Consider the following 13,108-nt stretch of genomic DNA (forward strand, 5'->3'; position numbering starts at 1 on the left):
TGCCACCTTTCTACAAAATATACTGCTGGATATTTGCACAAATCGTTTTTATCTCTACTCTGGACTTAAAATCGAACTGTAAAACGATTCCATTTGCAAATGTCATAATCAGCTCACTGTCGATATCCAATACTCCCGCTGTTTCAATACCGAAATACAACACATTGGAATACGGATAAGAAAAATAAGATACCTTCTTTCCTGTAAGTCCCTGTACATTCACCACAATTACTCTCTTACTTGTAAAAATCACCTGGTCTCTCACTGTTTGAAAACACTGAACAATCGTTTCTCCCGGAACTAACAGCATGTTTATCTCCGATCTGACCTTATTCTGAGGAATCTCCTTAAGATTCAAAAAATTTGAATCCTGTTTAATACCACTGTTTACTGTATCCATGCTTCTCCTCCTTTGTTTTTCAAAAGAGCTCCCAGATTGTACTTTATCCGAAAGCCCTTTTTTAAATACCTTTTTCCTGCTGATTTGTTTCCAATTTGCTTTATTTACGGTTACTCTGTTCCAATTTCAGCTTTTCGATCTCAGCTCGCAATTGTTGATTTTCTTTCTCCAGTGCTAAATTTTTCTCTACCGTCTGCTGTTTTTCCGCTTCAGCTTTATCTGCACGTTCTTTTTCTCTCTGCGTATTCCGTCTCTCAGCCTGTATGTCCATCTTATCCATGTTCTCGAACAAAAATCCCATAGCCTGACCTCCCCGCATCTGTTCTACAATCTCTTCTGCTTCTTCGTTTGGTACATTTAGTTTCATTAGTAATGACCAGATGATCTTTACAAAGATATCTTTGATCTCTTTTGGTGCATTCCCATAGATAGAATTCACCAGATCTTCCGGCATATTCCTGAAATTCTTCCTGCTACTGCATCCATTTTGTTCTTTCTCCTGTGTAACCTTATAATCATGCCAAATCACACTCATATAACGCAGCAACTGCATGGCAACATCATAATCAACGGAACTTTTATGTTCTACCAATGATATCACATATATTTCACTTTTCCGCTTTCTATTTTTTGAATAAACATATACCTTTTTGATGGTATCAGATTCAAATTCCACTCCCAGAAATGCCTGATACTTTTTCGTCACATCCTCCAGATCTTCGGCTTCGATATCTGAAAATAACGATATACTAGTATAATTTTTCAAGAATTGACTGGCTAAACGGTTATTCTTGAAAACCTCCCGATTATTGACATCACGTGCATGTACTTCCGAGTGGTAGTCTGTATTACTTTCTCTTTTGTCCTGTGGCTCCTTTTCCATATGTCCTCCCATAAGAAAACAAATCCACAGATCAAAAGATATTTACATATTCACTTTAACATGCAACAAATGAAATGACAATTGATTCTTATACAATTCAACATTCTCTTCACATTAAAAAATCTATTGATCAGTCACACAACATTAATCAACTTTTGATTTTATGTTTCATCTTTTTGTTCCCATTGCCTGGCACCAGTGCTTATTATGTTAAACACCTCCATCTTGAATTTGCAAAATATCTTTCCACTCTTTTAAGGTTTTATAATAATTTTTCAACTCCAATTCTATACTATCTTTCAAATGTTTTTCATTTTTAGTTTCCTTTTTATAAACAGCAGATATAAAAACAATACTTCTGGCATCGGCAACTAACGTATAACTTTTATCATGAAAATCCTCATATTTACTATATGGAATAGGAAAACATGCATCATCACATTTATTGTAAATTGCTTGCAAATCATTATAAATTTTTTTAGAACAATTGCAAAATTCCTCTATGTTCATATCTCCAGCTTTATAGGAATGATATTTTGTATCAAACTGGCTAGTTTTTCTGACAACTATTGATATTTTGTCTTTCCAAAAAGAAATCAACTCATCATCTGTAAACGTATATTCGAGTCTCATTTTCTTCAAATATTCGTAAGATGAATTATAACACCATGAATAATATCCTTCTTTATCGCTTTTCATCACATTTTTCTTGTGCCAATTATAATCATCATATAATGTCCATACTGCCAAATATTTATATATATTTGCTATATAATCTATATCATCTCCATAAAACAATATGTATACAATTTCAATGGGATGATTCTGAAAAATTGCTTGTTTATATGAAATCAATGGTAAATTATTCTCTTTAAGCAACTCTACCACTTTTAAAATTTCTTCTGCAATCGTTTCTTCTGTGATATTCTTTTTCATCACAACTCTTACACTATAGTATTTTCTATACTGTCCATTTTTTCCTACTTTACAATCATCTTCTATATCTAATATATCTAATTCCGATGTTTCGATAGAATATTTTTGTTTTTTTCTCTTCTCTTTATGAATCCGTGTTGGCAAAGTTAACGTTCCAATCATACTTGTTCGCATAACTGGTGTTTGTTCCTCTCCCGAGTGCTTTCGGTTGTAATTTTGTGCATAAATCGAAACCAAATTTTGTAAATCATTAAAATACAGTACATTGTCTTTAATTAAATATTGACTTTTCAGTGCTTCACATAAGAACTTTGTAAAAACACTTATATTTCCATCTTCTGTCGTTGCCCTTTCCTGTTTTTTACATGCGCAAAATATAGTAATACCTTTTCCATAAAAACTTTCTACAGCTTCCTCTTCATCTATTGGAGGAACGAATTTATCTCCTACATCTGAATGACAACAATCCAAAATAACAACTTTAGATTTAGCTTTAGAATAATTTAAAAAATTAATAATCTGGTCTGTATATACATATGTATATTCGTTCAAACTATTAGTCATTAACAAAAAGCTATCATTATTTTCATCCACACCACCATGCCCTGAATGAAAAACTACCAAAATATCTTCTTCTTCAGAATGGTCACAAAATTCTTTCAATTTCTTACAGTATTCTGTATTATCAATAATACCATCATCTGTTACAATAGTAATATCCTCTTTATTTATAACAATATTTTGTTGAAATGTATCACAAAATACTTTTGAATCATTTACGCAAAAATCTAATTTAGGTGCATTTCTATATTCATTTACCCCACATGCAAATAATTTAACCATTTTAATCTCCCTGAATCTATCGTTTTTTGTTTTTATTCCTAAGTCTAAGATAATTTTTCATATATCTTACCAATCAACTCTACATCTGCCGGCAGCCATTCTACGCTATTCAATGTTTCCTTATCTAACCATTTAGCTGCCTCATGTTCTTTCAGTACCAAATCTCCTTTTATGATCTCGCACCAAAAGCAGTCCATGGATAGATGAAAGGCCGGGTAATCGTATTCGATGGTTTTAATCAGTTCTCCGACTGTTATTTCGGTATCCAGTTCTTCCATGATCTCTCGTTTTAGTGCTTCCTGTGGCGTTTCTCCTTTTTCGATTTTTCCGCCTGGGAATTCCCAGCCGCCTTTGAATTCCCCATAACCCCGCTGTGTTGCGAAGATGATTGGCTCTCCACTTTTTCCTGTTGATGTTATCACTGCTGCTACTACCTTTATTATCTTCATGTTTTTCTCCTGTCTATGCATTTACAATGTATTCATAGATGTCTTCTCTTACCGGTACATCCAGAATCCATTCAATCTCTACTGCTGTTTTTTCTGTATTTGCCATTGTAAATACCTTTGTTTTTCCACTTGCTGTCATGTGTCCCAGATAATAAAATTCTTTCGAGATCTTATCGTCTTTATTTTTACGAACAAACAACTCTACCTGTATTCCCCGTTCTTTTGCTTTCAGGAAATTCTGTACATCCTCTGACTGCAGGCTTCGCCCTGATTTGGAAATTGCAATCAGGCGGTCACGGAATCCAGGCACAAAATGATCTTCATATTTTGTGCTATCACTGATGTCTTCTGCCTTGTCATAATTAATAAATACCGGAAATGTTTTTGTCTTTTTATCAAACTTATAACCACCGATATTTAATGGTACTTCATTTTGTTCCCAGTTCAGCAGACGACAGACATCTTCATATGTATATTTCTGATACAGAACCAGATCTGTCTGCTCATAGCTCTGCCTGTAATCTCTCTCATAACGGCTTATACCGAAATCTACCAATTCCTTCAACATATAATAAAAATCATCGTTCGCCAACATCTCTGTTATGGTTCTGGTTGGCTTATAGTCGGTGCCTTCTTTTTCAATAAAAACACATTGTGCATAAGTCTTTTTACCAGAACCAGCCGGAAATTCATTAGTCATAACATTTACAATGTTCTTTTGCTGATCTGCACTGATTTCTTTTCCATATGCTTTCATATCCTCAGAAAGCCCGGTAAACAGCCCAATCCTTGACAGTCCATGCGCATAAGAAAGTATTCGTTTTAATAACTGCAATTCCTGTATTCTTTTTCCATTGGCTAATTTCTTGGATACAAATTCAATTACTTTCTCTTCATCCGAAGACAAACGCACTTTATACTCTTTTTCATATTTCACCAGAAATTTATAATAGGAACCAAGACTGTTATTATCAAAAATACGGATAACATCCATTTCCCCATGCTCATCAAAATCCTGAAGTTTGGGGATTCTTCCCAGCTTATTTTTCAGATTTGTATAGTTCTCTTTAATCAGCCGGATATCACTGAAATTTGCATTATCTACGGAAGCAAAGATCCGCTTTCTGCTGATCTCATCAAAATGTACGGTCGAAGCACCAGGTATAACTCTTCCACCCTCCATGATGTATCTGCGAATATTGTCTTTGTTATAAGTACGATCTCCCGATAATGCAATCGGAATTATAAAATTATTATGATAATTTCCGATAAAATCCAGAATGACTACATATTCTTTTCCATTCGCTTTTCGCAGGCCACGACCAAGCTGTTGAATGAATATAATCGGTGACTGGGTTGGTCTGAGCATAATGACCTGATTTACCTCAACAATGTCCACGCCTTCATTCAATATCTCCACTGAGAAAATATAATCCAATGGCTGATTGGTTTCCGTCGCTTCTTCCTCATTCATAGCCAACCGTTCAAAAGCTATTTGTCGTTCCTGTTCTGAAGCACTTCCATTTAACGCAATCGTCCGGAAAAGGTGTCCCGTTGCAGGGTTCACCATCTGATTAAATTTAGCTGACAATTCTTCTGTTTCTTTGATACTTCGACAAAAGATTAGCCCTTTTACTTTTTCTCCACTATATCCATAATAGTCTGCCTGCTCGATGATATGTTTTACTCGTTCTTCACTGGTGAGCATGGAAAAGTCCAGTCCCGCATCTGCATCATCTCCAATAAGCGCTAAATCTGTTATGCCAAAATAATGGAATGGACAAAGGAGATTTTCTTCCATGGCCTGTTGCAGACGAATCTCATATGCAATCTGATAATTGAAAAGTTCATAGACATTTCTGCCTTCCACGTTGTCATCTCTTTTGTCTGGTGTAGCGGTCATTCCCAGCCAGAGCTTTGGTGTAAAATGCTTCATCACTTTCTGATAAGTACCAGCAGGCACATGATGCGCTTCATCTAAAATAATACAATCAAAGGCATTTTTCGCATATTGAAGTAGATGCTCATCACGATTTAATGTCTGAACTGTTGCAAATACGTAATCTGCATCATATTCGTGATAACCGGCACCTACCAATCCCATGGAAACAGATTTTGCAAAAACTTTTTCATAAGATTTTTTCGTCTGCCTTGCCAGCTGTCCTCTGTGAACTAAAAAGAGGACTTTTTTAAATCCCAGCTCACGCATTGCAAATGCAGAGGCATAAGTTTTTCCTGTTCCTGTCGCAGAGATCAACAATGCTCTGTCTTCTCCTGCTGCCAGTATTTTCTTCAGATTTGTAATAAATCCAACCTGCATACTGTTTGGCTGAAGCTTATACTTTTCGATGGAAGTAATCTCTTCCTGTTTTGCGATTTCCCGCTGATGCTGAATGATTTTGTAACGTTCTTTATAATTTTCATAAAACTCGTCAAAGGATAATGCATACTTCGAATTCCATAACTCCTGAAACTCAGAAAGAATTCCTTTTGCCATTTCCCCCTGTTCCGTGGAAATCAGTCTGGTATTCCATTCCCGATTGCTGGTAAGTGCGGCACTTGTAATATTGGAACTTCCAATAATGATCCGATAGATCTCGTTCTTCTTAAAAATATATCCTTTTGTGTGAAATCCCTCATCAGCAGCTTCCACATCATACATTTTCAGCGTAATATTAGACAATCCATTTAACTTTTCCAGTGCTCTTGGCTCACTGAAATTCAGATAATTGGTCGTCAAAATCTCACCTTGGATTTGCTTCTTTTCCAACTCTTTTAATGTCTGAAGAAGCGGAGTAATCCCACTCATGGTAATAAACGCCACACTGATCTGAAACCGGTCACATGCCAAAAGCTCATCCTCTATGGATGAGAGCACTTTCTTTCCCTCTTTATGATTGTTCGATACAAACTGCGGCCGATATACGTTACTTGAAACAACCGATCCGTCTATATATGCTGTTTCAAATCCTAAGCGCACTTCATCTAATTTACTCATCTGTTCTTACTCCGTTTTCTGTATGTGTTTAGATTATCTTATTTCATTATCGAAAGTCCGTTCAAGTATTATTAACAGGTAAATATCTAATATCATCTATTTCATAAGTTCGTCTCAGAAAAATATTTATTTCAGCTAAACATTGAGTCATTTTTATTGCTTCTATTCCTTCTTTAAAATAAAGCATTAATCCAAACTCTGTAATACCATATCCTTCAATACGGCTATTAAACATCTGTTTTTCCAAAATATTATTTAAACAACAACGATTCTTTACCTTTTCTACATCAAAGAACACTTGTATTATCATATTCTCATTAAGATTTATATCAGACATACAGTCTATTAAAAACAACTCTTTTTTTATATTTTCGATATCGTATTTCTTTTCTACTTTACTTCGAAGCATTACCCCGTATAGTAATACGGTTTCATTCATATATTCTGTACAATCTGTTAAATACCTATATGCAATATACTGGTATTCATCACCTGTCCAATCTCTTACATATTTATAATCACTCTCAAATTTCCAGTATTCATCACTTAATTTTTTTAGGATTTTTGCACATAACTCTATATTGAACGCATTGTTAAACATTTTCATTAAAAATGCATCCGGTGACTCTTTCAAAATTTTTTGAGCAGTAGAAATTTTTATCTGCGCTAGTCCAACTGAATAATCTTTTTTAGCAGCATATCTTGGCAAAAATTTACATACTAATTTTTCTGCTTTTCTTATAACCCATGCGCCCCTGTTCATCATTTCTAACTGAATTACTGTGGATAATAATTCCTCTGAAATATTATTTTCTCTACTAGCTTTTTGTATTTCATATTTGTAATATTTTATTATTCCGGAGTCCATCTCTAATTGCCTGTTCAAAACCAGTAGTTTTTCATTAAAACTATTTACATTTTCTTCTATCACTATAGCACTTCTTGAAAGGATATCCTCAATTCCTATCGGCATCAAATATCCCAAAAATGTTAATATGATACCATAAACCGGATTATTTAATACTTCATATACTTTTTGTTCAAACAACATTGGGCCTATGCATTGTATCGCAATTACTGAAAATAAAATTGAAAATCCAGTGTATAAAATGCATCCTATTAAGATTCTTATCCTTTCCTTATTTTTCCAGAATAATAACAAATGATATTGTACTATTACTGGCCAAAAAATCAGAAAGTATGATAAAAATAAGCCTATATAAATATTCTGTTCTTTAAATCCAACTATATGCCATAATACTATTGATACAAAACTAATATATATAATCCGTACAGACGTACTTAACAAGGTTTTACGTGAATCTCTATTATATCTGCTAATCAATACAGACATATACATTTGTGGAGTCAATAATCTATGTATTGATGTCAAAATAATAAAAAATATGCAAGAACACACTATCTCCCACAAGTCTTTACTTGATATTATCATACCTATATAGTTCCTTTCCAAAAAATCATTCCAATTTTTCTTTTAATTCCTGTATGTTTTCTTCTATCCGTTCCACATCCACAAACCACACACTCACGCTTGTCCCATCTCCACTGTCAAACTGTATCGGTTCATGCCCTCTCATTTCGTCATTTACCGGATACAGCAGCCATATCTCCGATGTATGATATTTCTTTGAATACGCATACATCTGATACATGTCAGCCTGTAAAATGCCATAATTGACTCTTTCATTATCCATCAGCCTTTTCCATTTTGTATCCATGATGACTATACGATTTTCTCTTTTCATCACTATATCTGGTCTTAACGCAAATTGTTTTCTTGGTTCTATAAAGAGATAATGTCCTTTGTCCTGCGTGGATACCTCCAAGCCCTCTGGCTCCATTATTTTTTCACTTGTTGTGCCACATAGCTCTCATATACGAATTCCATTGGGAAAAGCAGTGCTCTTGCTGTCGTAGTTCCTGAAAAAGTTGTAAAGCTCTTATTCATTAGAAATACTTTCGCCCATTGCAACAGCATTTCATATTCTTTATTATTTCTGTTGATCGCAATTTTGGAAAAGTCTTTTGCATAATTTACCGATGGCTCTACCAATTCAAATGATGTAAGCAGTTGTCTGATCTCTTTTGCATTTTCTGCACTGGCTGTGAGTTTTTGCAGTTTTATCAGTGTTGTTTTTACCAGTCTGTTCTCTGTGCTATTCGGATGAAATTCTTCATACGATACATAAAAACGTTCCTTATGAGCCGGATTATTTCTTACTTGTTGATTGATGAGAAGTTTCCCTTTGTAGTAATGCAAGTTTTCTTTTCTTTCTATGTAATTTGACTTTAGACCATGCTTTACCAAATATCGAACCTCCTGCAAATACATATTAATGAACAACTCATACAGATTCATCTGATCGACTTTCAAAGAAGCATCGTTAAATACTTTTCCCAGAAAATTTTTCATACTGCGAAGCATTTTCAAGAACACTTTCTTTGTCTTTACATTTCCTGCGTCTTCCGCTCCAAACGATATCTTGGGAAGTATCTGAATCTGAAAGCCATTTTTCATCTGAATCAGTCCAACATAATTTTTTATAGAAATTACCTCACCCACATTACGCCGATAACTTATTTTCATAAAATCCAGTGCATCTGCATGTTCTGTATCTCCTGCAAATTCATGAATAAACGTTACCAGATCATGAAATTCTTTCTGATCTAAATACTTGTATTTTTCATTTTCTCTATAGTCTACGTTGCATATGATCGAATCATATTCTTTTACTTCAAACATTTTACCCATGCCCGTACCATACTTTACAAAATTTCTTTATAGCTATTGATATTTCTGAAAGCATTTTTATTGATGACGTATCGCTTTTCTGGGAGATCCACCACATCCTCTACACTACCTTTGAAAATATTTTTTACAACAACTTTTTCATCCAATATGAATTTCAGATCATCGCTGCTTTTTGCATTATCTCCCAAGACAAGCTGTATTTTCTGATAGTCTTCATAAAAGTATTCCTGCAATAATGGAATGACAGACTTTTCAAATATAGACTGAAACTTTTTCAGTGACACATCGTCTTTCAAGCCAGTGAAAAAAGCATGTCCACTTGTGCGTTATGGTCAATTTCTATATTCTCCGGCATTGCCGCCACATCACAAAATCTTTTAAATACACCAGATTCTATCGTATAGGAAATATCGGATGCTTCCTCATCTACTACAGACTTAAGTCCTTCTATAAATTCTTCATATCCATAAGATTGATGAAATGTGGTAAATGCAATTCTGCCCTCTTCTTTTAGCTCATTATATCTTTTCATTACTGCATCATAGTCTGTGAGTTCTTCCACTGATTTTCCATCACAGATTGCCACTGCATAGGTAGCAGAATGATATGTTTTTCCTGTTCCGGGTGGCCCATATAAGATAAGATTTTATCAAATTCTTTTTTTATTTCTTTCATTGTTGGGAATTTCCCTTCTTCCTTTGTCCCATGAATAGCAACGCTCTCATTCGTATTCGTTTCTTTTTTTATAATAGCCGGGTACTGCTCTCTGATAAAATAGAACAACTCTTCCATTGTTATTCTTCTTCCATTCATCATAAGCTCATCCGTCATGTTCAAATTTTCAGGATATGTTTTATCTTGGAATTCATTTATCAGACTCAATCTTCGAAATGAATGATTTTCTTCAAAATCACCTCTGAGATAATTATTATAGGAATCCTCATGATCTGCACAGCACCATTGCGAGCAACGGGCATTTGACACACTTCCTTCTGCAAGCTCCTGCGCTTGTTTGATTATTATGTTTTGTTTGAAATACATATCGCTCTTATCACAGGTCGTATTGTTATCATATACTTCCGCTGCAAGCAATGCAGTTGTAATCCATACTGCCGTATTCACAGGATATTTCTTTGTTTCAGGCATTTCAAAACTCCCCATTTTTCAAAAATTAATACAAAATTATATAAAAAGTCAATTTTATTCTACCATATTTGTGCAAAATTTACATCAAAATTATATAAAATGAACCGGAACATTCCTGCTCCGGTCCATCACGCTATTAACCGTTTTCTGTTTCTATAATTCTTTTGATCTCCCCCAGGTTCTCCGCGAAATATATCCCCTCTTGTTTTTCTTCCGTTGACAGCCCCATCTTGATCATATGTACCAGCAGTTCTTTCAGGCTGTCATAATATCCATTGAGATTGTACAAGATACACGGCGCATCCAGATGTTTCAATGACAACTTTGACATGACCTCTGTGATTTCTTCCAGTGTGCCTGTTCCGCCTGGAAATGCGATGAATGCATCTCCCAGTTCAATCATTTTTGTTTTGCGTTCTGTCATGTCTTTGGTTACGATCAGCCTTGTAATTGCATCGTACTGGAATCCTGCATCAACGAAAAACTGCGGTTCTACGCCTGTGACTTCACCGCCAGCCTCTAATACGCTCTCTGCTAATTTTCCCATTAAGCCTGATTTCGAGCCGCCATATACCAGTGCATGGCCGTTTTCTCCGATCCATGTACCCAGTTCTCTGACTGCTTCTGTCAGTGTATGATCCTTTCCTTCCAATGCTCCAAGATATACTGTGATATTCATGCTATTCTCCTCCCGGAATGGCTGATTGCAAATCCCCCATTCCTCTGTACATTTTCATTCATATTTCTTTCACAACCACCTCTTCAAAAGCAGTCACTTAAAGTCCATTATTCACCATCCTGCATTCATAGCATAAAATAATGCCAGCACCTGCATGACCATCATCAGTGGCACTCCCACCGTGAAGTAATTCTTCTTTGTCTTATGTCGCAGTAGATAGATTCCAAGTAATGCTCCTACTGATCCACCGGCAAATGCCATTCCAAGTAAAGTTACAATCCGGATTCTGGATTTATTCTTAACAGCCCGGTACTTGTCAATAGCAAAAAATAGAAATGTAACGATATTGATGACTCCCAGATAAATTGTCAGTATTTTATGTGCGGTCAGGAAGGCATTCACATCCAGATTCCAGTTCTCTGCTTTCTGTCCCTTAAACAATAAAAGCAATATTACCTGTATCACCAGCATACAGATAATCCAGACTCTGTACATCATGTTTTCCTTTACAGCTTTCCGATCAAATAACAGGATCGCTGCCAGCATTCCTGCTGCCCCGCCTGCCAACGAAATCAGATAGATCAGAGCATTGATCTGTTTTCCTTTCGTATGAGTTCGCAGCATATAATTCAAAAAATATACCAGAAAGCCCAATACATTAACAATAATCAAATAATATACGAATGTTTCTGAGTTCATTTTCTACCTTCATCTAATACGTATTTGTTTTAGTTTACCATTCCTGCTATATATCGTCAAATGTAAACGCTCCATACTGAATTTACGAAAAAAAGCTAAGCCATAGGTTTTAACCCTTGGCTTAGCACCATATTTTACTGTTCAACTCTAAAAGTCGGTATGATATCACAGACAGCTACGTTTGTTACATAAAATTTTTCTTTCTGTTATTGTGTCCTTTTTTCGATACAATCTCCAGTTTATCTCTTCCGGCTTTATGTCTCTTATCTAAACATGTAAAATTAAAATTAGCCGAACTGATAAACCTCTTTTTTTGCAAGTAATGCCTCAATTTCCATCGGTTGTGGCATTACACGCAACGCACCTTTTCTTGTCGTGATGATGGACGCAGCCGCATTCGCATAGATCAGCATCTCTTTAAGGTTATTTTCTTCAAGCTGCATCAATCCATGTCCTAAAATATAATGCAAGATGCATGCACAGAAAGTATCTCCTGCACCGGTTGTCTCGATTGTGTTCTCTTGAATAAATGGCTTCACTTCCACAAACTTATCCTTATAATAAGCCCTGCTTCCATCTTTTCCCATTGACACAAGAACTAATGGAATGCGATATCTCTCATTAATCCAATGAACCCCTTCTGTAAAATCATTTTTTCCTGTAAGCCACTGTATCTCGTTATCTGAGATCTTCAGGATGTCGCACTGCTCCAACCCGTACATTACCTGTTCCTTCGCATCCTCCAGAGAATTCCAAAGAGGTTCCCGCAGATTGGGATCAAAAGAAATCAACTTGCCTGCTTCTTTTGCTATTCGGATTGCTTTTTTTGTTGCCTTACGCACGCCTTCATGTGTCATAGACAATGTTCCAAAATGAAAAATACGTGCTTCACGAATCAATGCTTCTGGAACTTCTTCCTCTGTCAACATCATATCTGCCCCCGGATTACGATAAAAAGAGAAATCTCTGTCTCCATCTAAAGAAGTATGAACCATCGCAAGTGTCGTATGTACTTCTTCGTCTTTCTGAAGCCCGGTTGCATCGATTCCCACTTCTGTGATTGCATCCTCCAGCTGCTTTCCAAAGAAATCCTTTCCCACTTTCCCGATAAAAGCTGTCTTATGCCCAAGTCTTGTCAGCATCGCAAGAACATTACATGGTGCACCTCCTGGATTTGCTTCAAATAGCGGATTTTCCTGATTACTGACTCCGTATTCTGTAAAATCAATCAGTAGTTCTCCCAGAGCTACTACATCCATTCTCGTTCCTCCTGCCTGTTGCGTTTATGATCATATATATTAT

14 protein-coding genes are annotated in these 13,108 nt (G+C 35.6%); all 14 read right to left on the bottom strand.

The window, feature by feature from the left end:
* Window positions 1-10 precede the first annotated feature (10 nt).
* Complete coding sequence (locus H8716_RS05215) at window positions 11-400, bottom strand: PH domain-containing protein (protein ID WP_249307486.1); 390 nt, start codon at window positions 398-400, stop codon at window positions 11-13.
* Window positions 401-500: 100 nt separating this feature from the next.
* Window positions 501-1,283, bottom strand: coding sequence for an Rpn family recombination-promoting nuclease/putative transposase (locus H8716_RS05220; protein ID WP_249307487.1), 783 nt, complete (start codon window positions 1,281-1,283; stop codon window positions 501-503).
* Between the two features lie 210 nt (window positions 1,284-1,493).
* Entirely contained in the window at window positions 1,494-3,062 is a 1,569-nt protein-coding gene (locus tag H8716_RS05225) for a caspase family protein (protein WP_249307489.1), read from the bottom strand.
* Between the two features lie 44 nt (window positions 3,063-3,106).
* Entirely contained in the window at window positions 3,107-3,511 is a 405-nt protein-coding gene (locus tag H8716_RS05230; RefSeq protein ID WP_249307491.1) for a (deoxy)nucleoside triphosphate pyrophosphohydrolase, read from the bottom strand.
* A gap of 13 nt (window positions 3,512-3,524) precedes the next feature.
* Window positions 3,525-6,509 (bottom strand): DUF3427 domain-containing protein, encoded by a 2,985-nt coding sequence (locus tag H8716_RS05235; protein WP_249307493.1) that lies wholly within the window; start codon window positions 6,507-6,509, stop codon window positions 3,525-3,527.
* 61 nt (window positions 6,510-6,570) lie between these two features.
* Window positions 6,571-7,671, bottom strand: coding sequence for a hypothetical protein (locus tag H8716_RS05240; protein WP_249307495.1), 1,101 nt, complete (start codon window positions 7,669-7,671; stop codon window positions 6,571-6,573).
* 316 nt (window positions 7,672-7,987) lie between these two features.
* Window positions 7,988-8,371: a 5-methylcytosine restriction system specificity protein McrC gene (locus H8716_RS17575; RefSeq protein ID WP_283242969.1), complete on the bottom strand. Its 384-nt coding sequence runs from the start codon at window positions 8,369-8,371 to the stop codon at window positions 7,988-7,990.
* Window positions 8,371-9,273 carry an McrC family protein gene (locus H8716_RS17580; protein WP_283242970.1) on the bottom strand — a complete coding sequence of 301 codons (903 nt, stop codon included), beginning with the start codon at window positions 9,271-9,273 and terminating at the stop codon, window positions 8,371-8,373. The genes H8716_RS17575 and H8716_RS17580 overlap by 1 nt, the downstream gene beginning before the upstream one ends.
* Window positions 9,274-9,296: 23 nt before the next feature.
* The gene (locus H8716_RS05250) at window positions 9,297-9,566 is read right to left on the bottom strand and encodes a hypothetical protein (protein ID WP_249307497.1); all 270 of its coding nucleotides are present in this window, start codon (window positions 9,564-9,566) and stop codon (window positions 9,297-9,299) included.
* 8 nt (window positions 9,567-9,574) lie between these two features.
* A complete protein-coding gene (locus H8716_RS05255) occupies window positions 9,575-9,814 on the bottom strand; it encodes a hypothetical protein (RefSeq protein ID WP_249307499.1) in 240 nt (79 codons plus the stop codon).
* Window positions 9,814-10,428 (bottom strand): hypothetical protein, encoded by a 615-nt coding sequence (locus H8716_RS05260; protein WP_249307501.1) that lies wholly within the window; start codon window positions 10,426-10,428, stop codon window positions 9,814-9,816. The genes H8716_RS05255 and H8716_RS05260 overlap by 1 nt, the downstream gene beginning before the upstream one ends.
* A gap of 136 nt (window positions 10,429-10,564) precedes the next feature.
* Entirely contained in the window at window positions 10,565-11,107 is a 543-nt protein-coding gene (locus tag H8716_RS05265; RefSeq protein ID WP_249307502.1) for an LOG family protein, read from the bottom strand.
* 111 nt (window positions 11,108-11,218) lie between these two features.
* A complete protein-coding gene (locus H8716_RS05270; protein ID WP_249307503.1) occupies window positions 11,219-11,806 on the bottom strand; it encodes a DUF1294 domain-containing protein in 588 nt (195 codons plus the stop codon).
* A 287-nt stretch (window positions 11,807-12,093) separates the two neighbouring features.
* On the bottom strand, window positions 12,094-13,065 hold the full coding sequence (locus H8716_RS05275; RefSeq protein ID WP_249307504.1) for a carbohydrate kinase family protein: 972 nt from the start codon (window positions 13,063-13,065) through the stop codon (window positions 12,094-12,096).
* Window positions 13,066-13,108: the final 43 nt, after the last annotated feature.

Source organism: Jingyaoa shaoxingensis, from assembly GCF_014385005.1.
In the GTDB taxonomy this organism is placed as follows: domain Bacteria; phylum Bacillota; class Clostridia; order Lachnospirales; family Lachnospiraceae; genus Marvinbryantia; species Marvinbryantia shaoxingensis.

Coding starts and splice junctions, on each gene's coding strand:
- H8716_RS05215 (WP_249307486.1), bottom strand. CDS start 400: ATGGATACAGTAAACAGTGGTATTAAACAGGATTCAAATTTTTTGAAT.
- H8716_RS05220 (WP_249307487.1), bottom strand. CDS start 1,283: ATGGAAAAGGAGCCACAGGACAAAAGAGAAAGTAATACAGACTACCAC.
- H8716_RS05225 (WP_249307489.1), bottom strand. CDS start 3,062: ATGGTTAAATTATTTGCATGTGGGGTAAATGAATATAGAAATGCACCT.
- H8716_RS05230 (WP_249307491.1), bottom strand. CDS start 3,511: ATGAAGATAATAAAGGTAGTAGCAGCAGTGATAACATCAACAGGAAAA.
- H8716_RS05235 (WP_249307493.1), bottom strand. CDS start 6,509: ATGAGTAAATTAGATGAAGTGCGCTTAGGATTTGAAACAGCATATATA.
- H8716_RS17575 (WP_283242969.1), bottom strand. CDS start 8,371: ATGGAGCCAGAGGGCTTGGAGGTATCCACGCAGGACAAAGGACATTAT.
- H8716_RS17580 (WP_283242970.1), bottom strand. CDS start 9,273: ATGTTTGAAGTAAAAGAATATGATTCGATCATATGCAACGTAGACTAT.
- H8716_RS05255 (WP_249307499.1), bottom strand. CDS start 9,814: ATGAAAAGATATAATGAGCTAAAAGAAGAGGGCAGAATTGCATTTACC.
- H8716_RS05260 (WP_249307501.1), bottom strand. CDS start 10,428: ATGCCTGAAACAAAGAAATATCCTGTGAATACGGCAGTATGGATTACA.
- H8716_RS05265 (WP_249307502.1), bottom strand. CDS start 11,107: ATGAATATCACAGTATATCTTGGAGCATTGGAAGGAAAGGATCATACA.
- H8716_RS05270 (WP_249307503.1), bottom strand. CDS start 11,806: ATGAACTCAGAAACATTCGTATATTATTTGATTATTGTTAATGTATTG.
- H8716_RS05275 (WP_249307504.1), bottom strand. CDS start 13,065: ATGGATGTAGTAGCTCTGGGAGAACTACTGATTGATTTTACAGAATAC.